General features: G+C 56.7%; 22 protein-coding genes and 1 tRNA gene. 17 read left to right on the forward strand and 6 right to left on the reverse strand.

Annotation, left to right across the window (positions count from 1 at the left end):
* Positions 1-5 precede the first annotated feature (5 nt).
* The gene (locus JS530_RS06880; RefSeq protein ID WP_214376451.1) at positions 6-596 is read left to right on the forward strand and encodes a metal-sulfur cluster assembly factor; all 591 of its coding nucleotides are present in this window, start codon (positions 6-8) and stop codon (positions 594-596) included.
* A gap of 68 nt (positions 597-664) precedes the next feature.
* Here the strand turns inward: JS530_RS06880 and glgC are convergent, their stop codons facing one another.
* The 3 genes from glgC to JS530_RS06895 all read right to left on the reverse strand — a co-directional run bounded on the left by glgC (position 665) and on the right by JS530_RS06895 (position 3,189).
* Positions 665-1,909: a glucose-1-phosphate adenylyltransferase gene (gene glgC, locus JS530_RS06885; protein WP_214376452.1), complete on the reverse strand. Its 1,245-nt coding sequence runs from the start codon at positions 1,907-1,909 to the stop codon at positions 665-667.
* A 221-nt stretch (positions 1,910-2,130) separates the two neighbouring features.
* Entirely contained in the window at positions 2,131-3,012 is an 882-nt protein-coding gene (locus tag JS530_RS06890) for a TrmH family RNA methyltransferase (RefSeq protein ID WP_214376453.1), read from the reverse strand.
* An 89-nt stretch (positions 3,013-3,101) separates the two neighbouring features.
* Positions 3,102-3,189: transfer RNA gene (locus tag JS530_RS06895), tRNA-Leu, on the reverse strand.
* Between the two features lie 96 nt (positions 3,190-3,285).
* Here JS530_RS06895 and JS530_RS06900 point away from each other — a divergent pair.
* The 6 genes from JS530_RS06900 to era all read left to right on the forward strand — a co-directional run bounded on the left by JS530_RS06900 (position 3,286) and on the right by era (position 8,731).
* Positions 3,286-4,083 (forward strand): 16S rRNA (uracil(1498)-N(3))-methyltransferase, encoded by a 798-nt coding sequence (locus JS530_RS06900; protein ID WP_214376454.1) that lies wholly within the window; start codon positions 3,286-3,288, stop codon positions 4,081-4,083.
* 62 nt (positions 4,084-4,145) lie between these two features.
* Positions 4,146-4,484 (forward strand): histidine triad nucleotide-binding protein, encoded by a 339-nt coding sequence (locus tag JS530_RS06905; RefSeq protein ID WP_214376455.1) that lies wholly within the window; start codon positions 4,146-4,148, stop codon positions 4,482-4,484.
* 12 nt (positions 4,485-4,496) lie between these two features.
* Positions 4,497-5,663: a PhoH family protein gene (locus JS530_RS06910; protein ID WP_214376456.1), complete on the forward strand. Its 1,167-nt coding sequence runs from the start codon at positions 4,497-4,499 to the stop codon at positions 5,661-5,663.
* Positions 5,653-6,201, forward strand: a complete 549-nt coding sequence (gene ybeY, locus JS530_RS06915; protein WP_214376457.1) for an rRNA maturation RNase YbeY — start codon at positions 5,653-5,655, stop codon at positions 6,199-6,201. Before JS530_RS06910 ends, ybeY begins: the two co-directional genes overlap by 11 nt.
* Before the next feature lie 102 nt (positions 6,202-6,303).
* Positions 6,304-7,737, forward strand: a complete 1,434-nt coding sequence (locus tag JS530_RS06920) for a hemolysin family protein (protein ID WP_214376458.1) — start codon at positions 6,304-6,306, stop codon at positions 7,735-7,737.
* A gap of 1 nt (position 7,738) precedes the next feature.
* A complete protein-coding gene (gene era / locus JS530_RS06925) occupies positions 7,739-8,731 on the forward strand; it encodes a GTPase Era (protein ID WP_214376459.1) in 993 nt (330 codons plus the stop codon).
* 201 nt (positions 8,732-8,932) lie between these two features.
* Here the strand turns inward: era and JS530_RS06930 are convergent, their stop codons facing one another.
* Positions 8,933-10,969 (reverse strand): AMP-dependent synthetase/ligase, encoded by a 2,037-nt coding sequence (locus tag JS530_RS06930; RefSeq protein WP_214376460.1) that lies wholly within the window; start codon positions 10,967-10,969, stop codon positions 8,933-8,935.
* Positions 10,970-11,193: 224 nt separating this feature from the next.
* Between JS530_RS06930 and JS530_RS06935 the strand changes: the two genes are divergently transcribed.
* Genes JS530_RS06935 through JS530_RS06945 form a run of 3 tightly spaced genes read left to right on the forward strand, consistent with a single transcriptional unit; the run spans position 11,194 to position 14,117 of the window.
* A complete protein-coding gene (locus JS530_RS06935) occupies positions 11,194-12,366 on the forward strand; it encodes an NAD(P) transhydrogenase subunit alpha (protein WP_214376461.1) in 1,173 nt (390 codons plus the stop codon).
* Positions 12,367-12,387: 21 nt separating this feature from the next.
* Entirely contained in the window at positions 12,388-12,693 is a 306-nt protein-coding gene (locus JS530_RS06940; RefSeq protein WP_033890970.1) for an NAD(P) transhydrogenase subunit alpha part 2, read from the forward strand.
* Positions 12,693-14,117 carry an NAD(P)(+) transhydrogenase (Re/Si-specific) subunit beta gene (locus JS530_RS06945; RefSeq protein ID WP_214376462.1) on the forward strand — a complete coding sequence of 475 codons (1,425 nt, stop codon included), beginning with the start codon at positions 12,693-12,695 and terminating at the stop codon, positions 14,115-14,117. The genes JS530_RS06940 and JS530_RS06945 overlap by 1 nt, the downstream gene beginning before the upstream one ends.
* Positions 14,118-14,349: 232 nt before the next feature.
* Here JS530_RS06945 and JS530_RS06950 read toward each other — a convergent pair whose 3' ends face one another.
* Positions 14,350-15,348, reverse strand: a complete 999-nt coding sequence (locus tag JS530_RS06950) for an alpha/beta hydrolase (protein ID WP_214376463.1) — start codon at positions 15,346-15,348, stop codon at positions 14,350-14,352.
* Positions 15,349-15,688: 340 nt separating this feature from the next.
* On the opposite strand from JS530_RS06950, the gene JS530_RS06955 reads away from it, so the two are divergent.
* The 5 genes from JS530_RS06955 to JS530_RS06975 all read left to right on the forward strand — a co-directional run bounded on the left by JS530_RS06955 (position 15,689) and on the right by JS530_RS06975 (position 20,386).
* The gene (locus JS530_RS06955) at positions 15,689-16,312 is read left to right on the forward strand and encodes a 50S ribosomal protein L25/general stress protein Ctc (RefSeq protein ID WP_214376464.1); all 624 of its coding nucleotides are present in this window, start codon (positions 15,689-15,691) and stop codon (positions 16,310-16,312) included.
* Between the two features lie 221 nt (positions 16,313-16,533).
* A complete protein-coding gene (locus JS530_RS06960; protein ID WP_214376465.1) occupies positions 16,534-17,661 on the forward strand; it encodes a branched-chain amino acid aminotransferase in 1,128 nt (375 codons plus the stop codon).
* Between the two features lie 169 nt (positions 17,662-17,830).
* A complete protein-coding gene (locus JS530_RS06965; protein ID WP_214376466.1) occupies positions 17,831-18,595 on the forward strand; it encodes a metallophosphoesterase family protein in 765 nt (254 codons plus the stop codon).
* Positions 18,596-18,604: 9 nt separating this feature from the next.
* Positions 18,605-19,588, forward strand: coding sequence for a T4 RnlA family RNA ligase (locus JS530_RS06970; protein ID WP_214376467.1), 984 nt, complete (start codon positions 18,605-18,607; stop codon positions 19,586-19,588).
* 51 nt (positions 19,589-19,639) lie between these two features.
* A complete protein-coding gene (locus JS530_RS06975; protein WP_214376468.1) occupies positions 19,640-20,386 on the forward strand; it encodes a trimeric intracellular cation channel family protein in 747 nt (248 codons plus the stop codon).
* Positions 20,387-20,490: 104 nt separating this feature from the next.
* Here JS530_RS06975 and rpsT read toward each other — a convergent pair whose 3' ends face one another.
* Positions 20,491-20,751 carry a 30S ribosomal protein S20 gene (gene rpsT, locus JS530_RS06980; protein WP_033890964.1) on the reverse strand — a complete coding sequence of 87 codons (261 nt, stop codon included), beginning with the start codon at positions 20,749-20,751 and terminating at the stop codon, positions 20,491-20,493.
* A 146-nt stretch (positions 20,752-20,897) separates the two neighbouring features.
* Here rpsT and lepA point away from each other — a divergent pair, with 146 nt between their 5' ends.
* Positions 20,898-22,778, forward strand: a complete 1,881-nt coding sequence (gene lepA, locus JS530_RS06985) for a translation elongation factor 4 (protein WP_214376469.1) — start codon at positions 20,898-20,900, stop codon at positions 22,776-22,778.
* 133 nt (positions 22,779-22,911) lie between these two features.
* Entirely contained in the window at positions 22,912-24,150 is a 1,239-nt protein-coding gene (gene hemW / locus JS530_RS06990; protein WP_214376470.1) for a radical SAM family heme chaperone HemW, read from the forward strand.
* Positions 24,151-24,171: the final 21 nt, after the last annotated feature.

The raw sequence follows: 24,171 nt of genomic DNA on the forward strand, positions 1-24,171 counted from the left end.
TAACAATGACGGATAACAATCTGGTTCCCGAACCGCAGCCATCCATTTTTGACGCTGTGAACGAAGTGCTTCAGGATGAAGAGGCCTCCCGACGCGTCATGATGAATCCGTCACTGGCCAAGGGATTCCCCAACGGACACCCGGTGGAACCCGCTGAACAGGCCGACGATACGTGCGCGTGCGGCAATCATCATGGCAAGTGCGGATGCTCTGATGATGAGCAATCCGATGGTAACGATATCCCGCTGAAGGCAGTGGATGATATCGGTCGTGCGACAGCCGAGGACGTACGCGAAGCGCTGCACCAGGTCATCGATCCCGAACTGGGTATTGATGTCATCGATCTGGGTCTGGTCTACGGCATCGAAATCGATGAGCTGGGCCGCGCCATCATCACGATGACGCTGACCACGCCGGCATGCCCGCTGACCGATCTTATCGAAGACGAATGCGCTTCCACGCTTGCCGGTTTGGTGGAGGAGTTCCGCATCGACTGGACGTGGGATCCACGCTGGACGATGGATCGTATTACGCCGGAAGGCCGCGATCAGCTTGCGGCACTCGGCTTCAACTTTGAAAACATGCCGAAGTACTGATTGCCGGCAAACGGATATGGGAAAGCCCCGCAACCTTTTGGTCGCGGGGCTTTCCCATTGATGCTGAATCAGTCGTCAACGATAGTGTTCTTCGGCACCACCGTGATGCCGTCCGGTGTGACGGTGAAACCACGAGCCAAATCATGCTCGGTATCAATGCCCACCGTGGAGTTCTCGGTCAGCACCACGTTCTTGTCGAGAATGGCCTTGTACACGCGTGCACGACGGTTGATGACCACGCCATCGAAGAGCACGGAGTCAACGATCTGCGCCCAGGAGTGGATGCGAACGTTGGGGGAGAGCACGGAGTGATGCACTTCACCGCCGGAGACAATCACACCCGGGGAGACGATGGAATCCGTGGCATGTCCCAGACGGTCGCGGCCGGCATGCACGAACTTTGCCGGCGGCAGGTTGCCGGACATCGTGTAAATCGGCCAATCCTGGTTGTACAGGTTGAATTCCGGCACATAGGCAATCAGATCCATGTGTGCATCGTAGAACTGCTTGATGGTACCCACGTCGCGCCAGTAGGCGTGATCGGTGGCGGTGGAGCCCGGGATCTCATTGGAGTTGAAGTCGTAGACGCCGGCCTCGTTACGGGCTGCGAAGTACGGGGCGATATCGCCACCCATATCATGCTTGGTGTCGGCGGCCTTTTCATCGAGGGCCAGAGCCTCGAACAGCGCCTTGGTGTTGGCCACATAGTTGCCCATGGACGCCAGAATCTGGTTCGGATTATCCGGCAGACCAGTGGTTGTGGCCGGCTTCTCCTGGAAGTTCTTGATCATGTTCGGGTGATCCGGATCGACCTCAATCACACCGAACTGATTGGATTGCTCGATGGGCTGGCGAATACCGGCGACGGTGAACTCGGCGCCGGACTCGATGTGCTGCTGCACCATCTGTTCGAAGTCCATACGGTACACGTGATCAGCGCCGACAATCACCACGATGTCAGGCTGCACGTCCTCGATGATGTTGATGGTCTGGTAAATGGCATCTGCGGAACCGAGATACCAATGCTTACCAAGACGCTGCTGGGCAGGCACAGGGGACACGTAGGAGCCCAGAAGCGGGGAGAAGCGCCACACCTGGGAGATGTGACGGTCCAGCGAATGAGACTTGTACTGGGTGAGCACGACTACCTGACGGTATCCGGAATTCACCAGATTGCTGAGGGGGAAGTCAATCAAACGGTACACGCCGCCAAAGGGTACGGCGGGCTTCGCTCGATCCCTGGTTAACGGCATCAGACGGGTCCCCTCGCCGCCTGCAAGCACAATCGACAGAATCTTGGGATTCTTGGCCATCGCTACTGTCCTCTCTTGTCGTAAGCGTCTTTCGACACCGCACTACTTGGCCAAGCGCATCGTTGCGTTTGGTTTACATAGTTAATAATTGCAGAAAAAAACGAACACGCAAGGCTATCGCTTCCGCGTGCCGTGAACTTGTGATGAATAGTTGTGCGATTTTGTGAAAAAATCCCGGTTTTCTGCGGATGAGAGACTGTTCGGATAGTGGTTGAAAAAAATCAGTGGCGCGTCGCATAGAATGCCACGGCGCTGGATGCAGCCACATTCAGGCTGTCCACACCGTGACTCATCGGAATCTTCACCGTGAGGTCCGCTCTGGCAATGGTGTGATGGGACAGGCCATCGCCTTCGGTGCCGAAAATCAGCGCGAGCTTGCCGATATGCGTGGGATCGTTTTCCGGGGCATGGAGACGGCGGGTGAGTTCGTCCAGAGAGATGGAGCGATCCTCAAGTGCCATAGCCACGGTGGTGAAGCCCAGGGACTTCAGTTCATCGATGCCTTTGAACGGCCAGTAATGCTTATCTTCAGTGCCGTCGTCGTTGAAGCCGGTGATGCGGGTCCATGGCACTTGGAACACCGTTCCCATCGACACGCGTGCGGCACGACGATACAATGGATCGCCGCACGAGGGGGTGACCAATACGGCATCCACATCAAGTGCGGCGGCGGAGCGCATTAACGCGCCAACATTCGTATGATCGACGATGTTCTCCATCACTGCCACTCGGGTGGCGTTCGCACATACTTCGGCGACCGAGGGGAGCGGCCAACGACGCATGGCGCACAGGGCGCCACGGTGCAGTCGATACCCGGTGAGCCTCTTGAGTTGCTCTGGAGAAGCCACATACACAGGAATGTCGTTTCCCCAATGCTGGTCAATGAAGTCGAAGGTGTCTTTCATGCCTTCGAGCCAAGGTTCTTCAACCAGCAGGGAAAGCGGTTCTCGCATCGCAGCCAGCGCACGGTCAATGACTTTCGGGGATTCGGCGATGAACACGCCTTTTTGCGGCTCGAGCTTGTTGCGCAACTGCATTTCTGTCAGGCTCACGTACGCTTCGACGCGTGGATCATCAACGGATTGAAGCGGAACGAACTGCATGATGCCCTTCCTGATGAGGCCTGGACCGGCCTGATGGCTATTTTGGGGAAGATACTGAAAAACCCCTTGCAATGCAAGGGGTTTATCTGTGCCCGAGACGGGACTTGAACCCGTACGCCTGTATAAAATAGGCACTAGCACCTCAAGCTAGCGCGTCTACCATTCCGCCACCCGGGCAGGTGTCGTTTGGACAACGAGTAGATACTTTAGCATGGAATTGCGGGGATGCAATTTGAGCGTGTCTTTCGGCGTGTCGCGTGTAGCCTAGTAGGCATGACAGATGCGCTTTTCCTTTTCGATCCAACGGTTGACGATGTTCCGGTCAACAGCGATGAACTGCACGCTGGCTGGAAGCTCACGCTACCGGCACACATCAAGCGTCACGCCGTGCAGGCCATGCGTCTTCAACGAGGCGATGGCTTGCAGCTTTCCGATGGCAACGGTTTGCGGGTTCATGCCGTGATGGCCGATCCGGAAGCGGGACTGGCTGAAGTCGATGAAGTATGGCGTGAGCCTGAACCGGTCACGCGACTGGCGCTGATTCAGGCGTTGGCGAAAACCGGGCATGATGAGCAGGCCATCGATATGGCCACGCAAATTGGAGTTGATCAGGTAGTGCCATGGCAGGCCGACCGGTCCATCGCCAAATGGAAGGCCGGGAGAACAGACAAGAAATGGTCCGCCGTACTGACCGCCGCCACTGAACAGTCACGGCGAGCCTTCAAACCGCAGCTGGACGAATGCGTCTCCAGCAAGCAGGTAGTGGCCATTTGCCGCAGGGCATGCGTGCATGGCGACCTGGTGGTGGTGCTGCATCAGGATGCCACAGATACCTGGAGCGGAGTGGAATCCAAGGTCGCACAATTGATGGAACGCAGTTTGGCTGACGGTAAACCGCGTACCGTCAACGTTGTCGTTGGACCGGAAGGTGGCATCAGCGAACAGGAGGTCGAACAGTTCACTGAAGTCGGAGCCATCAGCTGCGTATTGGGGAAGAACATCCTTCGCGCAGCCACGGCAGGACCGGTTGCGCTGTCGTTGCTGTCCCGGGCATTGGGCCGATACGAATAAGGGGACATGCCCCCGCGCTAAGCTGATGATTAGCACAACAATCAAAAACAACGAGGAGCATGATGAGCGAATCCAGCGATTGCCTGTTCTGCAAAATCATTGCAGGCGAGATTCCGAGCAGCAAGGTGTATGAAGACGAATCCACATACGCTTTCAAAGACATCAATCCGAAAGCCAAGGTTCATGTGCTGATTGTGCCGAAGAAGCACTACGCCAATGCCGCCGAACTGGCCGCCGCCGATCCTGCCGAACTCGCGCACATCGTCTCCATTGCCCAGCAGATCGCCAATGAATCCTTCCATGGGGCGTATCGACTGGTGTTCAATACCGGTCTGGATGCAGGCCAGACCGTATTCCATGTGCATGCGCATGTACTGACCGGCGAAAAGCTCGACGAATAGGAACCGTTATTCGTGGCAACGACTACACGTACCATCACCGTCCCGTCCCAGCTTGATCCGGTGGCTGTATTCGGTCCGATCGACGAGGTCATTCGTGAGGTGGAACGCGCGTTTCCTGAGCTGACCATCATTGTCCGCGGAAATCGTGTGGCCATCGTATCCAGAGCCAAGCAGACCGAAGCGCAGGCCGCACAAGCAGAGGATCTGATTCATACCATCATTCAAGCAGCCTTCACGGCACCGATGGATGCGGATACCGTGCGTCGCATGCTCGACCAGAATGTGCTGAAGAACCATGTGCGTCTGGAACATCCGGGGCATGGTCCGGCGCACGATAAGCTGGTGCATTCCACAGCTGCAGACAAGGGCAATGCGCGCGGCGGGGGAGCGCAGAACACCAACTATCGAAAACCTACGGTGCCCGGTGTCATCACCTTTGCCGCAGGCGTGCCGGTTCGTGCGAAAACCGCTGGCCAGGTGGCGTATGTGAATGCCATTGAATCGCATACCATCACGTTTGGCATCGGCCCGGCAGGCACCGGTAAAACGTATTTGGCGGTAGCCAAAGCCGTACGCGCATTCCAAGACAAGCAGATTCGGCGAATCATTCTCACGCGTCCCGCCGTGGAGGCGGGAGAGAATCTGGGATTCCTCCCGGGAACGCTCAACGATAAGGTCGACCCGTATCTGCGTCCGCTGTACGATGCCTTAGGCGACATGCTGGGTGCCGATCAGCTCAAGCGTCTTATGGACGACAACACCATCGAAGTGGCTCCGCTTGCCTATATGCGCGGTCGCACGCTGAACGATGCCTACGTTATCCTCGATGAGGCGCAGAACACCACCGAACAGCAAATGAAGATGTTTCTGACCCGACTCGGATTCAACACCAGAATGGTGATTACCGGCGATATCACACAGGTGGATCTTGCTGTACCGCGTTCCGGATTGGCCACAATCGAACGCATTCTCGGCGGTATCGATGACATCGCCTTCGTGCACTTGAACACTGAGGATGTTGTGCGTCACCAATTGGTCGGTAAAATCGTGGCCGCCTATGACCGCCATGCCGCCATTGCCGGTGACCATCGTCGCATGAGTCAGCGAACCAACCACAGCGAAACAGATAAGCCGGGTATCCGGAACAGCGATGCAAGCGAGGAAACCGATGAGCGTTGATGTGACCAACGAAACCCAATGGAATATCGATCCCAAGGTGTTCTCCGATTTGGGTATCTGGGTGCTTGACCAGATGAGGGTGAGTACCCAGTCCGATTTGACCATCATGTTCGTCGATCCCGATCCCATCGCAGAGCTGCATATGCGCTGGATGAGGTTGGAAGGGCCGACCGATGTGATGAGCTTCCCGATGGACGAACTTCGTCCTGGTGATGGTAAAACCGTGATGGAAGGCGTGCTGGGTGATATCGTAATCTGCCCGTGGGTGGCGGCTCAGCAGGCCGCCGCCGCAGGACACAGTACGATGCAGGAGATGCTGCTGCTCACCATTCACGGCATCCTTCATCTGCTTGGTTATGACCATGTGACTCCGGATCAGGAACGGCAGATGTTCGGGTTGCAGCGTCAGCTGCTGCTCACCTTCTTCGCGTTGCGCCAAGATGCCAACGTGCAGGCCACGTTGCCGGCGGGCACGCCAGACGCCTTGGCTCTCTATGATGCATCGCACGGCACCGGTCGCGACTTGAACGCGCAGTAAACGCATACCGATGCAGTAACCCGTACTCAATCAATTCATACCCACCGCACAACCACATTCACAATCACATCCACATCAAACCCAAGGATGGCATCGAACATTATGGAGTATCTCAGTACCACCGACATCGCACTCACCGTTGTTTTGGTGTTGGTCGCAGCGCTCTTCGTATGGCTTTCCCTGACTATGGCGGCGGCCGAAGGCGCAGTGGCGCGCGTAACCCGCGCAAGCCTCAATAATCTCATCCTTGAGGTGCAAACGGACTCCGAGACGAGCCAGTTCCTCAAGATGAAGAAGATTGACAAGATTCATCGCGTGCAGCGGCTGATCGCCAACCGTTACGCCACCGCGGGAAGCTGCGCCTTCTTCCGTATCACCTGCAATGTGCTCGACGGCGTGCTGGTATGCTCCATCACCTCACTGTGGGGAGCGCCCCTGTGGGCGAGTCTGCTGGTCGGCTTCCTGTTCGCCATCATCGTGGCAGTAGTTTCCGTATTGGTGCGACCGCGTACTGCGGGCATGGCCAAGCCGGTCGATATCATGCTCGCACATTCGCGCATCGTCTCGCTGGGTTGCCATCTGACTCCTTTCGCTCGCATCGGTTCGGAGAAAAGCGGCAAGTCGCAAGGTCGCCGATCCTCCAAGGATTCGGATTTGTCCGACGATGAGGAACTGGAGAAAATACAGCTGGAGCAAGGCAAAGCAGCCATCGACCGACTCGTGGAATCCAATGATTTCGACCCTGAGGTCTCCGAAATGCTGCGCAATGTGCTGACGCTTTCCGATACGCTGACGCGTGAGATCATGGTGCCGCGCACCGACATGATTTGCATGGAACGAGACACCACGCTGGCTTCGGCACTGAAATTGTTCTCGCGATCGGGCTTCTCTCGTGTGCCGGTTATCGGCGAAGACGTTGATGATCTGATTGGCGTTGCGTATCTGAAGGATGCCGTACGTGCCACGGCGTTTAATCCGCAGGCGCTTGATCGTGAGGTTGAATCCATTGTGCGTCAGCCTCTGCTGGTGCCGGAATCCAAACCTGTGGATGACTTGTTCCATGAAATGCAGCGTTCTCGTCAACATGTGGCCGTGGTTGTTGACGAATATGGTGGCATTGCCGGCATGGTGACCATTGAGGACACGCTCGAGCAGATTGTGGGTGAACTCGAGGACGAGCATGATCGTACGCAACGCAGCGAGCCGGAGAAGGTCGGCGACAACAAATGGAAGATGCCGGCACGCACCCCCATTGCCGATTTGGAGGAGATTTTCGAGATCGATATCGATGAGGATGATGTCGATACTGTGTATGGTCTCTTGACCAAGCTGCTTGGTCGTGTGCCGATTGTAGGCGCTTCCGCTGTGACCCGTGGACTCAGATTGACCGCTGTGGATTCCGCAGGCAGGCGTAAGAAAGTCTCCACCATTGTGGTAGAGCCGGCGCACGTCGAGGGTGACGGGGAAGATAGCAAGACCAGTGAAGAAGCCGGCGACGATATCGCCGAGGATGATTCGACCGCCAGCAAGGAGTGAGATGAGCGATCAGAACAATACAGTGAATGCTGCCAAGCCGGCAACGCAGGACGTGCCGTACCGTTCCGGTTTCGTGGCTGTGGTAGGCCGTCCGAACGTCGGCAAGTCCACGCTGATCAATGCGCTTATCGGCAAGCAGATTGCGATTGCCTCTTCTCGCCCAGAAACCACGCGTAAAGCCATCCGTGGCATTTTGACCACCGAGCATGCGCAGTTGGTGTTGGTGGATACGCCTGGCATTCACCGTCCGCGCACGTTGCTCGGCCAGCGTCTGAATGATGTGGTTGAGGAGTCCCTATCCGACGTGGATGAAGTGGCTTTCCTGCTGCCGGCCGATCAGGAGATCGGATCTGGCGATAAGCGCATTCTTTCCCGTTTGCGCGCCGACTTCGCCACCAAACGTGATGACGGCACCTTTGCATGGAAGGTGCCGCTGATTGCCATTGTGACCAAAATCGATGAGCTCAATCGTACCGAACTGATTAATAAGCTCATGGAGATTAATGAGTTCGCTGATTTTGCGGATATCGTGCCGGTGAGCGCTCTGGAGCACGATAACTTGGCTGAAGTCAAGAACGTGCTGATTGAGCACATGCCGGAAGGCCCGCAGATGTATCCGGATGATCAGATTAGTGAGGAACGTCCGGAAGAGACCATCGCCGAACTGATTCGCGGCACCTTCCTGGAAGCATTGGATGATGAGCTGCCGCACTCTCTGGCAGTGGTGGTTGATTCCATCGACTATCCGGAAGACAATGAGACCGGTGTCGGCTATGACGGTAAGGCACAGGTGCATGTGTCGATTTATGTGGAGCGTGATTCCCAGAAGCCGATTATCATCGGCAAGGGCGCTTCGAACCTGACGTATGTGAAGAAGAAGCTTCGTACGCCGGTCAACCGTATCGTTGGACAGAAAGCCAAGCTCGACCTGCATGTCAAGGTGGCCAAGGGCTGGCAGTCCGATCCTAAGCAGTTGGAGAAATTAGGATTCTAATTTCTCCAACTGCTTAGGATCGCCTCGCAGCTCGCTATCGCGGCTGCTCACTTCGCCTACAGACAGTCCACTGGACTGTCTGCTTTACGGCTCAGCTCAGCAGTTGGAGAAGCTTGGCTTCTAGCCAATTGCTGAGTTTGTTTGTCATACAAAAGAAGGCTTCCTCATACGAGGAAGCCTTCTTGGGTTAATACGCAGCTACTACTTTTTGCGGGCTACGTACATTTGGGTGTTGAGCAGGGTGGTGTAGCGCTTGATGACCTTCGGACGAATCACCTTCATGGAAGCGGTCATCAAACCGTTCTCCTGCGTGAACTCCTCGGGCAGAATGATGAATTTGCGCACGGATTCAGCGCGGGACACGCCTTCGTTCGCCTGATCGACCCACTTCTGCACTTCGGCACGAACCGCGGCGTTTTGCGTGGCGTCTTCCATGGACATGTTCTCATCCAAGCCCTTGGAAGCGAGCCACGGCCGCAACGATTCCTCATCCAGAGTCACCAGCGCAGAGATGAACGGGCGCTTATCGCCCAGCACCAGCGCCTGAGAGACAATCTCGCAACGCTGAATGACTTCCTCAATCGGACCAGGCGAGACGTTCTTACCGCCAGCGGTGATGATCAGATCCTTCTTGCGGCCGGTGATGTACAGGAATCCATCGTTGTCGATACGGCCCAAATCGCCGGTGGCATACCAGCCATCCTCGGTGAAGGACAGTTCGGTTGCCTCGTCGTTCTTGTGGTAACGGGGGAACACAGCGCGACCCTTGACCTGAATCTCGCCATCCTCGGCAATACGCAGCGAGAAGCCAGGGAATGCGATGCCCACGGAACCGGCATGGAACGGAGTGCCCAACGGGTTGAACGCGCAAGGAGCGGTGGTTTCGGTCAAACCATAGCCCTCGTACACTGGCACGCCGGCACCACGGAAGAATGCGAGCAGATCCGGATCCAGCGGAGCGCCGCCGGCCACAATCCACTTGGCGCGACCGCCCAGTACCTCACGCAGCGAGGAGTACACCACCGGGTCGAACGCCGCACGCTTGGTGCGGGTCAGCGCGCCGGCCTTGCCGTTGGCGGAAATCTCCTTCATATAGTTCTGCGCGGCCACTACGGCGGAGGCGAACACCACACCCTTCGGGCCATGGCCGGCCTTCTGGGATGCCGCGTTATACACCTTTTCCAGCACACGGGGCACCACAATCATGATGGACGGCTTGGCTACCTGCAGATCGGAAATCAAGGTTTTGATACCCTGTGCAATATAAATGTGGATATTCGAGGCCACCACAATGTAGTTGATGGCACGGGCGAAGGAATGTGCCTGCGGAAGGAACAGCAGAATGGTGTTCTTCTTATCGTGCAACAAATCCGGCATGTAATCCGGCAGGTTGAGTGCGGTCTGGCAGTAGTGCTCATGGGTCATCTCCACGCCCTTCGGCGCGGCGGTGGAACCGGAGGTGTACACGATCGAGCACAGGTCGGTCTTCTTAATCGAATCGATGCGCTCGTCCAGCTGCGCGTCGGAGATGCCGGCACCATATGCCTTGATTTCGTCGAGACCGCCATTGTCGATGCAGATGATGTGCTCCAGTGAGGGGCATTCCTCGACGGCGCCATCGGCTTTGTCGCGCATATCCGTGGTCTGCACAATGAGCAGGCGTGCATCGGAGTTGTTCACGATATTGCGAATCTGCTCAGCGGAATCGGTATCGTAAATCGTGGCCAACACACCGCCGCAGGCCATGACAGCCGCATCCGTCAAATCCCACTCATAGGAGGTGCGGCACATGAAGGCCACGCCGTCGCCCTTCTTCAGACCATAATGCAACAGGCCCTTGGCGATGGCGCGCACTTCGGCGAGGAACTCATTGGCGGTGACCGTGGTCCACTCGTTGCCGGACTTGTAGGTGTACAGGGGCTCATCACCCATGCGCGCGGCGCGATCGGCATACAGGTCGTAGATGGATGTGCCTTCATCCAGCTCAGGGTTGCCTTCGGTGGAGGTAGTCAACAGGCCGGTCGCCGGATCGATTTCAGTGGTGGTCAGATGGCCATCGTCCCAATCATCGGTATGAGGCAGTTCGATGTTCGATTCGTTGGGCACATCCGCATTGGACAGGTAATCGGGTTCGTCCGGGGTGTCGTCGTGCACCGGATGAACGAAGTCAGCGCCGAGCCTCAGCGCTTTACGCGTAAGGTCGATGGTGTGCTGCGTGAAGGAATTGATAACCGACAATTCTTGCTCCTGCTATACATGTCACTGTCGTTTGGCCGCGGCAAACCGTACCCAAACGCTTCTCAACGGTTAAATTGTAATCGGGTGAGCCGAACTCGTCACCTTACGCAACCGTAGGAAAACCCTACGTAATCGTAAGAAATAGCCATACTTTTCCGTGATTTGCGGTTACACTGTGGAGTTGGATAACCATTTCCATTCAATGTAGAACAGAAAGGGCTCTCATGGTTGAAACCCAAGAAGCCACCGTGGTCTTCGGCGTGTTGAATGAAACGTCCGAAACGGAATCCCGAGTGGCGCTGACGCCGGATATCGTCACCCGGCTGAAGAGGAGCGGAGTCTCCTCGATAATTGAATCCGGTGCCGGCATCGCAGCTGAATACACCGATGAGGATTACGAAAAGGCAGGCGCGAAGGTCGCTGATCGTGCCACAGTGCTGGCTGAAGCCGATGCGCTTGGCTTCGTGGACAGGCCGTCCGCGGATATTGTGGCTTCATTGAAGCCGGGGCAGTGGGTAATCGGTATGCTCGGTTCCTTCACCGATACTGAATACATTGCTTCCCTTGAACAGGCTGGGTTGGTTGGTATCGGCATTGAAAAACTGCCGCGTAAGCTGTCCAGCGCACAGTCGATGGATGAGATGACTTCACAGAATTCGGTGATGGGCTACAAGGCTGCCATCACTGCAGCTGATGCGTATGGTTCCTTCCTGCCGATGATGACCACGGCAGCCGGCACTATTCGCCCCGCCAAGGCGCTTGTTCTTGGTGCTGGTATCGCTGGCCTGCAGGCCATTGGTACGTTGCGTCGATTGGGTGCCGTCGTCACCGCGTACGATGTGCGTCCGGCTTCGCAGGGTGAAGTCGAATCCCTCGGCGCCAAGTTCCTCGATTTGGGCCTTGACTTCTCCAAGGGGCAGGGTGAAGGCGGCTATGCCCGCGCGTTGAGCGCCGAAGAGCAGGCGCAGCAGCAGGCTGCGGTCGACGAGAAGGCTTCAGGTTTCGACATCATCATTACCACTGCCAAGGTTCCCGGCCGCAAACCTCCGGTACTGCTTACCGCGGCAGGCGTGAACGGTTTGCATCGCGGCGCCGTGATCGTGGACTGCGCGGCTTCCGAACTTGGCGGCAACGTTGAAGGCTCCACAGTGGGGGAGCAGGTCACCGAGGGCGGTGTCACGATTATCGGCGCCCCGTATCTCGCGTCCGGCGTAGCCACTACCGCATCGAATCTGCTGGCTCGCAATGTGGCTGACATCCTCGTGCATTTCATCCGTGATGGCAAGCTCAGCCAGGATCTCACGGAAGAACTGGACGATGCTCTGGTGGTTGCCGGTCGTACTGAAGCTGCCGGTACTGCCGAGACAGACGAAGAACCAGCCGCGAAGTCCGAGTGAGACAAGGAAGAAGGAAAAATCATGCCTACACTCGTTGTATCCATCACCTTATTCGTACTCGCACTGCTCATTGGTATTGAGGTTATCGGCAAAGTGCCGGCGACCCTGCACACGCCGTTGATGTCCGGTGCGAATTCCATTCACGGCATCGTCATTGTCGGTGTGGTGATTGTGGCCGCCGAGGCCAATAGTCCTTTGGCTTACGTGTTCATCTTCCTCGCCGCAGTGCTCGGCACGATGAACGTGGTCGGCGGCTATGTGGTCACCGACCGCATGCTGGAGATGTTCAAGTCCAACAAGAATGAGAAGAAGGGAGAGTCGAAGTAATGACCTCCGCAACCGTGGGAACCATCGACATCGTCGCATGGTTCGTATACCTGTTCTCGGCCGTCATGTTCGTAGTCGGCCTGCACTTCATGAACTCACCGAAGACCGCGCGTAAGGGCAACCAGATCTCCGCGTTCGGCATGGTCGTGGCCGTGCTGATGGCGTTCGTGGTGCTCTTCGCCAAGGGATTCGTGAATATCGTGGCCGTGGTGGTGCTCGTTGTCGGCATCCTGATTGGTGCAGTGGCTGGCGTGGTCTCCGCCAAGAAGGTCAAGATGACCGACATGCCGCAGCTGGTCTCCGTGTTCAATACCGTGGGTGGTGGCGCAGCCGCACTCGTGGCGCTGAATGACATCCTTACCAAAGATGGCACCCCGGATATCGTGGTGTTGATCACCGCCGGCCTCGGCATCCTGATCGGTTCCGTGACCTTCACCGGCTCGCTGATCGCAGCCGGCAAGCTGCAGGGCATCAAGTGGGTCAAGAAGTTGGCTTTGCCGGGCAAGGGTGTGTGGAACATTCTGTTCGCAGTGCTCTCCATCGCTTCTCTGGTGATGCTGTGCGTGCAGCCTGAGCAGCGACTGCTCTGGTCGATTCTGACCACCGTGTTCGCTCTATGCTATGGCTTGGTGTTCGTGATTCCGATCGGCGGCGCCGACATGCCGGTCGTGATTTCCGTGCTCAACGCCTGCACCGGTACCGCAGTGGCCATGTCCGGCCTCGCCATCGACAACGTTGCCCTGATTGTGGCCGGCGCACTGGTCGGTTCCGCAGGCGTGACCCTGTCCATCCTGATGGCTCAAGCCATGAACCGTCCGCTGATTTCCGTGCTCGCCGGCGGCTTCGGAGGCGGTTCCGGTGCCGCCGCAGCCGGTGACGGTCCGGAAGGCACAATGAAGGAAACCACGCCCGACGATTTGGCTGTGCAGCTCGTCTACGCCGAGAAGGTCATCTTCGTGCCCGGCTTCGGCCTGGCTCAGGCACAGGCTCAGCGTGAACTCGCCGACCTTGGTGAACTGCTCAAGAATCATGGTGTTGAGGTTTCCTACGCCATTCATCCGGTGGCAGGCCGTATGCCGGGCCATATGAACGTGCTGCTGGCTGAAGCCAATGTGCCGTACGAGGAGCTTGTCGATCTCGAGGAGATCAACCCGCAGTTCCCGCAGGCCAACGTGGCGCTGGTCGTTGGTGCGAACGACGTGACCAACCCGGCCGCCCGCCGTCCGGGCACCCCGGTCTCCGGCATGCCGATTCTCGATGTCGACAAGGCTCAGAACGTCGTGGTCATGAAGCGCGGCCGCGGTATGGGCTATGCCGGCATCCAGAACGAACTCTACTTCGAGGACAACACGCAGATGCTGTTCGGCGACGCGAAGAAGAGTTTGCAAGCTGTCATCGCCGCCGTCAAAGAATTGTTGGCCTGATGGAGTGTCAGCTTCGATAAGCCGTTAAACGGACAGTCCAGTGGACTGTCCGTAGGCGAAGTGAGCGGCTGTGCCGCGAGGGCTGTGCAGAGCACAGCTCCTCAGTCGCGGTACCTTGTGTACCGCTTCCTTCGGTGCGCCTTGCTGACACACGCATTACACAAGCAATTTCATTGTTGGCCTGATGAAGTTGCTATGGCTCCCCTCGATGAGGGGAGCTTTTTTTGTGTTTCTACAGGTTGAAGGTGCGTGCCACGAAGTTGGTGACGCGCTTCCAATAGAGTTCAGGTTGCGTGCTGGCGCTCATGGCGTGCGTGGCTCCCGGAACCAAGAGACGTTCGCGGTCGATACTGGCGCAGGCTGCGAAGTTACGATCCAGAAAAGCCGGATCAACGAATACGTCATCGCTGCCATGAATGAACATCATAGGAATCGTCGTATGTCGCAGTGAGTTGACGCTCGATGCTTCTGCGAAATCATATCCGGCTACATGTTTTGCAATCTTGCTCATAGCAGCCACTGTTGGTATTGCCATCCAGCGCCGGGGAAGATGATACATACCTTTCGCGTTATAGAGGAACTGATCCCAAACCGAGGAATATCCGCAATCCTCAATGGCGGCTACTACATTGCGTGGCAAATCCGGTTCGCCAACCGCCATCATCACGGTGGCAGCGCCCATGGAGATGCCGTCCAGCAGAATGCGTGCCTCGGAGTCGCTTTCCACAATCAAATGAATCCATCGCATAAGATCGCGGCGTTCCAGCCATCCCATGCCTACGAATCTGCCTTCGCTTAGTTCGTGGCATCGTTGGGCAGGGACTAGTACGGTGAATCCCATGCGTGCGAATCGATGTGCGTATTTGGCCATCTCGGCGGGTGTGCCCGTATAGCCATGCATGCAGATGGCATACAAATGCGGCGCTGGTGAGGCATTGTCCGGTTCGAATATCCAACCATGCAGTTTCAACCCATCCTCGCTGGTAATGGTGACCGGTTGCTTGGTGCTTTCGAACCATTGCGCAGCTTCTCGTTCTTCGTCCGCATCGGCGTGCGGTGTTTCCAGATAATCAGCCGCGGCATCATGAGCCATCAGCTTTACCATCCACTTTGCGCAACGCTTATCGAGCGAAAGATGGAACATAACATCAGCGACGGCAAAGGTGCCTGCGCTGAGTACAGCGGTTGCTGATGCCGCAGCGATAATAAGATTTCTAGTAATGCGCTTCATCGCGGCCCTCGATTCTGTATTTCACTATCAAATATAGGACCAATACATGAAAGTCATGGCCTTGTGTATACTTGACTGCTGTTGCTTTGGCAGGCTGAGCCGTGAAGCGGACAGTCCGGTGGACTGTCTGTAGGCGAGGGGAGCGTGGTTTACCGCGCGACCTTGTACCGAGCCAAAGCGTGTTGCTTTGGCGAGGGAAGAAAAGGTCTCGTAAGAGTCCGGATCTTCCGTTATCGACTCGGCGTGAGATGTTCACCTCCTTGGGTGTTTGTTCTGCGGCGCGTCGTGGCGTCAAACAGACAAAACGATAAGTAACACCAGTAAACAAGGAGTACCCATTATGGCTACCACTATCAAGCTCGAAGGCGAAGCCCGCACCGAGTTCGGCAAGGGCGTTGCCCGCCGTCTGCGCGTTGCCAAGAAGATTCCGGCCACCATCTACGCTGGCGGCACCGAGCCTGCCTTCGTGACCCTGCCGATGCGTGAGACCACCCTGGCTCTGCGTCACACCAACGCTCTGTTCTCCATCTCCTTCGGCGGCGAGACCAAGATGGCCGTCGTCAAGGACGTGCAGAAGAACCCGGTCAAGCGCATCATCGAGCACGTTGACTTCCTCGAGGTCAAGGCTGGCGAGAAGATCGACGTTGAGGTGCCGGTGTTCGTTGAAGGCACCCCGAAGGGCGCTGCTGTGGCCTTCGTCGACATTCAGGAGCTCAAGGTTCGCGCTGACGTTGCCAACCTGCCTGAGAAGATCGTGGTGAGCGTTGAAGGCCTGACCGACGGCACCAAGGTGTTCGCTAAGGATGTCGTGCTGCCTGAGGGCGTTGAGCTCGACGTTGAGGATCCGGAAGAGTCCGTGGTCACCGTTGAGGTGCCGGAGGACGCCACCGAGTCCACCGCTGCTCCGGAAGCTGCCGCTCCCGCTGCTGACGCCGATGCCGCTCCGGCTGCTGACGCCAAGTGAGTTACGCGGCTGAAGCATAATCGCATACAGCCGAACTCATAGGAATCGTTGAACCCGCGCCCACAAGAGATCTGGGCGCGGGTTCCTCGTTTTCACCATGTGAAACCTCTTGCACACCGCACGCGATGGTGTGCGAGAGTATGCACAGAGCTTGCGCCACAAGCGCAGCAGACCATTATCACGGCGGTTCACACCGCCAAGTCAAGAAGAAGTAACGACTAATGACTGAAAACACGCACCACGATCCGGCGGCGCTTGATAAGCTCACCGAACCGTTCACCGTACTGCCGAACGAGAACCCCGCATCCGATGAGAAGCGTCAATCCCTCATCGATAAGCCGGCTTTCGGCCAGGTGTTCTCCGATAACATGACCCACATGACTTGGACCAAGGGCGAAGGCTGGTCCGATCGTCGCGTTGAGCCGTACGCTCCGCTGAAGATGGATCCGGGTGCTTCCGTGCTGCACTACGCACAGGAGTGCTTCGAAGGTCTGAAGGCTTACCGTCATGCTGATGGCTCCACGTGGCTGTTCCGTCCGGATGCCAACGCCGAGCGTTTCCAGAACTCCGCCAAGCGTCTGTACCTGCCGGAACTGCCGATCGATGACTTCCTTGGTTCCGTGGCCGCACTGGTCAAGCGTGATGCCGCATGGGTTCCGTCCCGTCGTGAGTACACGCTGTACATGCGTCCGTTCATGTTCGCTTCCGAGCCGTTCCTTGGTGTGCGCGCTCCGCAGGAAGTCGATTACTGCGTGATCGCTTCTCCGTCCGGCCCGTACTTCCCGGGCGGTGTGAAGCCGGTGAGCATCTGGGTTGAAGACAAGTGGTTCCGCACTGGCCCTGGCGGCACTGGTTTCGCCAAGTGCGGCGGCAACTACGCAGCATCCCTGCTCGGCGAATACACTGGTATTGCCAACGGCTGCCAGCAGGTCTGCTTCGTGGACGCTGCCACCAAGACCTACCTTGAGGAGCTCGGCGGCATGAACATGATGGTCGTCCACAAGGATGGCCATGTGGAGACCCCGTCCCTGACTGGCAACATTCTGCCGGGCGTCACCCGTCGCTCCCTGATTCAGCTGCTGCAGGATAAGGGTCGTGACGTGGTCGAGACCATGATTCCGCTTGAGCAGCTGCTCGAGGACATCAAGTCCGGCGAAGTCACCGAGGTGTTCGCTTGCGGTACCGCCGCTATCATCACCCCGATTGGCCGCTTCAAGTCCGAGAAGTTCGACGTCACCGTTGCCGATGGCAACTCTGGCGAGCTGACCGTTGCATTGCGCAACGAGCTGCTCGGCATCCAGCTTGGCGAGATCGAAGATCCGCACAACTGGATGTGGAAGGTGTGCTGATTAGCAGACTCCGATAGACATTCGAACCCCTTGGAATCCCAATGATTCCAAGGGGTTTCGTTTTGCGCTGGGAAGCCCTGACAGTACGGATTCTGCAATATTCCACAACATCGGCGGACACGTTATGTGAGTAAGCCTTAAGCATGACAACAGCAGAAAAGAGAACACAATGAAGTATTTCACTACTGACACGCATTTCGGACATCCATTGGTGAGTGCGTTGCGCGGATTCACCACGTTCGATCCGGACAGAGCCCAGTACACGAATATTATGAACGCAGAAGGCCGCAAAGCTGCCGAGGATTGGGTGAAGCACATCATCCTTGATGATTCCAGACTCAACTTCCGCAAGGCTGCTAACACGGATGCACATGATGCTGCGGTGGTCGCGAACATCAATGACATCGTTGGAGAAGACGATGAGCTGTGGATTCTCGGCGATATCGGATTCCGTACGTCCGTCAAGCATCTCAAGGATTGCTTGCGCCAGCTCAATTGCCGCCATCTGCATGCGGTGATCGGCAACCATGACGACTGGTGGATGGACAATCAGCCTGCATTGAACCTGTTCGAGAGCATCGAACCGAACGATGCGGTCGAGTTGACAGGCTGTAATCCCGATAATCCAGAGATGCTGGAAACGGTGAATATGTCGCATTTCCCGTATCGCGAGGATCTCGCCTACGGTTGGCCGGATGATGCGGTGCGCTTCCATGATCAGGCATTGCCGTTCGACGGTCACAAGCTGCTGTACGGCCACACGCATCAGTTGTCTCCGGCTGGCGCACGACCGGAATCGTTGAATGTGGGCCTTGATGCTTGGGACTTGATGCCGGTCTCACAAAATCAAGTGGCGGCTTGGTTCCGTGATCATTGCGGTCATAATGCTGATGCCACTACAGCGCCAGCGCATCTTGAAATGCCCTCGTTCTAGAGGCGAATCATGCGTAAGAGCAGCATGGAGATGATGCAGGCGGATCCGGATGTTCGAGTCGTGCCGGTGAACAATGAAACCGGTTTTTTCGCATGTAATTTCACGCCGCAGGCTTTTCGTGAGGGACATTGGAATACGCATACGATTAATGCGCGTGGCCTGTTCGTGAATACGGATGGGCATGTGGTCCAACGTGGATTTGAGAAGTTCTTTGCTGTGGATGAAACGCCGGCAACCCAGTATGACAAGGTGATCACGCACGGTGATGTCAATCCACAAGCGTACCCGGTGCGTGTGGAGCGTAAGGAGAACGGCTTCCTCGGATTGATCGGGGCGGCTCAGGAACACGGTAGATTCCGCTTCTGGTCGAAGTCCGGACAAACCGATTACTCTGCCTTGATTGAACGATTGTTCCCGAAGGATTCAGATGTCCGAGAACGTTTATGGCTTCGGTTGCGTGCATGGAACGACACTGCCGCATGCGAGGTCATCGATATGGAATCCGATAGGCATATCGTTGGATATGACAATTCAGGACTGCGTTTGCTGCATCTTATTCGTAACCGGCAGGACTTCGCCATTGATTACGCGCATGAGGAGGAGTTTACGGAAATTGGAGGATTCCAGCGTCCTGAAGTAGTCGCTATTTGCAATAGTGCCGCTGAAGTGGCCAAGGCCATTGATGATGCACGGCAAACCACTCGTGAAGGCGTGGTGCTGTACTTCTCCGACGGCTGTATGGTGAAGGTCAAATCCGATCATTACAAGTTGGTCAAGTCGATGCGTCCTCTGCTGCAACGTGTGGTGCTTCGCGGCCGCTCGTTCAATAAGGCAGGTGAGATCGCCGATCTGGCAAGACAAGTCATCGATTATGCGAAGCTTCACGACATTGACCTTACGTACCAGCGCCAGGCATTTGGCGAACGTGATATCGATATGATTGCAGCCGGTGCCATTCTTTCGGCAATACTTCGGGACAAGCCCATGTTGTAGTCTCGTGATGGCTAGTGCCAAGCTCTGCGGTCCAGGGGAAGGGAGCGGCTCATGCAGGTGGCGTTGGAGAGCAACGCGGTATTCATCGGCATCGAATATCTCGCCATCCTATGCTGGGGGCTGTCGGGAGGTTTGGCGGCGATCCAAAAAGGCTATGACATTTTTTCCATCATGCTGTGCGGTTGGTTGACCGCTCTCGGCGGTGGTCTGTTCCGTGATGTGATGCTGGGAGACTTGCCGCCGGTGGGCATTACCGACAAAGGGTATGTGTTGACCACGTTGTTCTCCGGCGTGGTGGTTGTGATCGCTCATCCGGAAATCAAAAAATTCAAATGGACGATGACCTTCATCGACGCGTTAGGACTGGGACTATTCGCAGTCAATGGTACGGCCAAAGCCTTGGCGTTCGGCACTTCCGGTATGACGGCGGTGTTCCTCGGCATGTTCACCGCACTGGCTGGCGGCTTGATTCGTGACATTTTCATCGGTGATGTGCCGATGATTATTCGCGACAAGCACCTGTATGCGATTCCCTCATTCGTCGGATGCATATTAACCGTACTGGTATGGCGAGGCGTGCGCTACGGATGGTTTGATTTACGCTCCGAAATGGTACTTGATGTGCTGATTGTCATCATCGTGGTGGCGATTCGACTGCTGTCGGTAGCATTCAATGTCACGATGCCGGGCGCCATGCCACGAACCCATGTATATCTGCCGGGGGAGAAGCGTTACTTGGAGCGCCCGGATATCACGCCACACAAGTCCGGAAAGGATGACGATACGAACGGCGAGTGATTTCACACGTAAGTATGATTCGTTAGCAGTCCGCAAACAAACACAAAGCCCTGCAACCCGAAAAGGATTGCAGGGCTTTGTTCAAACCTTGAAAAGGCTTATGCTCACAGAGCGTTGATTGCCACAGCGAGGCCGGACTTGCGGTTAGCGGCCTGGTTCTTGTGGATCACGCCAGCGCCAGCAGCCTTGTCGAGCTTCTGGGCAGCGACCTTGTAGGCGGCCTCGGCGGCAGCCTTGTCACCGGCGGCGATGGCTTCGCGAGTGGCGCGGATAGCGGTCTTCAGGCCGGACTTCACAGCCACGTTGCGAAGGTGACGCTTCTCATTGGTGAGCACGCGCTTCTTCTGCGACTTAATGTTTGCCACGTTTACTCCAAACGATGTGTTTTACAAGGACATACAAAAGTAAGAGGATAGCATGTACCCCGGAAAAACCCGCGCAGTGCCACGCCGAATACAGTCCCTCGGCTACACTAGGTGAAGTTTGAGTATATGCCAAGAGGAGGAATGCGTTGGTCGTCCAACACAATCAGCCGGGTTCCACTGATCAGTCACTGATTCGTAACTTCTGTATTATCGCGCATATCGATCACGGTAAGTCCACCGTGGCCGATCGCATTCTGCAGTTGAGCGGTATCGTGCCCGAACGTGAGATGCGTGACCGTTTCCTGGATCGTATGGATATTGAGCAGGAGCGTGGCATCACTATCAAGTCCCAGGCTGTGCGTGTGCCGTGGACGTTCGATGGTACTGAATATACGCTTGGCATGATTGATACTCCTGGCCACGTGGATTTCACATACGAGGTTTCCCGTGCACTTGCGGCATGCGAAGGCGCGGTGCTGCTCGTGGATGCCACGCAGGGCATTGAGGCGCAGACCCTCTCCAACCTGTACATGGCCATCGATCATGACCTGACCATCATTCCGGTGCTCAACAAGATCGACTTGCCGTCCGCAGAGCCGGACAAGCACGCCGAGGAGATCGCGGGTCTGATTGGTTGCAAGCCTGATGATGTGCTGCGTGTGTCCGGCAAGACCGGAGAAGGTGTGGCTGAACTGCTCGACCGTATCGTGTTGGAAGTGCCTGCGCCGCACGGAGACCCGGAAGCTCCTGCCCGTGCGCTGATCTTCGATTCCGTCTACGACTCCTACCGTGGCATTGTGACCTACATCCGTATGGAAGACGGCGAGTTGCGCGACCGCGAAAAAGTGCACATGATGGGCATCGGCATGACCCATGATCCGATTGAAATCGGCGTCATCAGCCCGGATATGATGCGCACCAAGGCGCTCGGTGCTGGCGAAGTCGGCTATATTATCACCGGCGCCAAGGATGTCAGCCAATCCAAGGTGGGCGACACTCTGACCTCTGCCGTACGCCCGGCAACTGAACCGTTGCCCGGTTATCGCGATCCGAAGCCGATGGTGTACGCGGGATTGTTCCCAATTGATAATGCACAGTTCCCGGAACTGCGCGACGCGCTCGATAAGCTCAAGCTCAACGATGCAGCGCTCATCTATACTCCGGAAACCTCCGTGGCATTGGGCTTTGGCTTCCGCTGTGGCTTCCTTGGTTTGCTGCATATGGAAATCGTCAACGAGCGACTGTCTCGCGAGTTTGGTCTGGACCTGATTCAGACCGCGCCGAACGTCACCTACGATGTGACTGCGGAAGATGGCAGCGAGCATCACGTGACCAACCCGAGCGAATTCCCGGACGGCAAGATCAAGAAGATCGTGGAGCCGATGGTTGCCGCCGACATCATCACGCCGAAAGAATTCATCGGCGCTGTGATGGACCTGTGCCAGGATCACCGTGGCATTATGGGCACGATGGAATACATTTCCACCGACCGTGTGGAAATGCATTACCGCATTCCGCTGGCCGAAATCGTGTTCGACTTCTTCGACCAGCTGAAGTCCCGCACCAAGGGCTACGCGTCGCTCGACTACCACGAGGACGGCGAACAGACCGCCGATCTGGTCAAGGTGGATATCCTCATCCAAGGCGAGAAAGTCGATGCGTTCAGCGCCATCGTGCACCGCGATAAGGCCTACAGCTACGGTGTGATGATGACCAAGAAGCTGCGTGGCCTTATTCCGCGCCAGCAGTTCGAGATTCCTATTCAGGCTGCTATCGGTTCGCGCATCATCGCCCGAGAGAACATCCGCGCATTACGCAAGGACGTGTTGGCCAAGTGCTACGGCGGCGATATCACCCGTAAGCGCAAGCTGCTGGAAAAGCAGAAGGCCGGCAAGAAGCGTATGAAGATGCTCGGCCATGTGGAGGTCCCGCAGGAGGCGTTCATCGCAGCGCTCTCCACCGGTGAGGAGTCCAACGACCGCGACACCAAGGACAAGATTCGCGCCGCCCAAAAGACGGAAGGCTGATTGATTGTTAGCTCGGCTCCCTCTGACGAGGGAGCTGTCAGCGAAGCTGACTGAGGGAGAGACCGCAGTAACGACTGTTGGAATGGTTGAACCGGTCTTCGCGCTATCTCCCTCATGAGAGGGAGTCATACCCATGACCTACGAAATCTACATCCATGTCCCGTTCTGCCTTCGTCGCTGCGGATACTGTGATTTCAACACGTACACGGCGGTCGATCTCGGTGCTGGTGCCTCACGCGGCAATTATGCCAATATGGTCATTCGCGAGATGAAACTGACCAAGCAATGGCAACTTAACCACGGCATCAAAGAGCCGCCAGCGTCCACGGTGTTCTTCGGCGGTGGCACGCCCACGATTCTGTCCGCCGATGATTTGGTGTCCACGCTGAATGCCATTCGTGAGACTTGGGGCATCGCGTCGAACGCTGAAATCACCACCGAAGCCAATCCGGACACGGTCAACGAGTACTACATCAACCGTCTTGCCGAGGGTGGCTTCACCCGCGTTTCTTTCGGCATGCAGTCCGCCGTGCCGCATGTGCTCAAGACCCTTGATCGCACCCACACGCCGGCCAATGTAGCCGCCGGTGTCGAGGCGGCGAACAAGGCCGGACTGCGCTCGAGCGTCGATTTGATTTATGGAGCGCCAGGGGAGAGCTTGGATGATTGGCGCACCTCGGTCAAGACTGCCATCGATTTGGGCGTTAACCACATTTCCGCATATGCGCTGACCGTGGAACCGACCACCAAAATGGGGCGGCAAATCGCGTCCGGTACCCTGCCCAAGCCGAATGACGACGATGAAGCGGCCAAATACGAGATTGCTGACGAGTTGTTTACCGCGTCTGGACTGCAATGGTACGAGGTCTCTAATTGGGCAAAACCCGGATATGAAAGCCAGCACAATCTCGGTTATTGGCGCAATGTCGACTGGGTGGGGCTTGGTCCGGGCGCGCACAGCCACTACAATGCCCGACCGTCGTTCGATGCTCTGCGCGCGTGGGATATCGCGCATCCGCGTCTATGGGGCACCGCCATCAACGAGAACCGCATCCCCTGGGGCGGCAGTGAGGAAATCACGCCGACTGAAAACCTCGAGGAGCTCATCATGCTTGGGCTGCGTATCCGCGAGGGCTTCGATCTGAAGCGCATCAACAATGCGATTGCCGCGATGGGGGAGCAGCCCACCGAGGCCGGTGATGGAACGAGATTAAAGCCCATCGATGTGGCTCAGCTGCAGCCGATGGTCGAGGAAGGGCTTATCACCATCGTCTCTGATGACGACGGCCACAGCCGGGTCGTCCCTACCCGCAAGGGTCGTCTGCTGAACGACGCCGTCATCGAACAATTCTTCGATCTCGCTGGCATCTGAAGCTGCATAGACCTGATCTGT

Source organism: Bifidobacterium colobi (genome assembly GCF_018555455.1).
Classification (GTDB): domain Bacteria; phylum Actinomycetota; class Actinomycetes; order Actinomycetales; family Bifidobacteriaceae; genus Bifidobacterium; species Bifidobacterium colobi.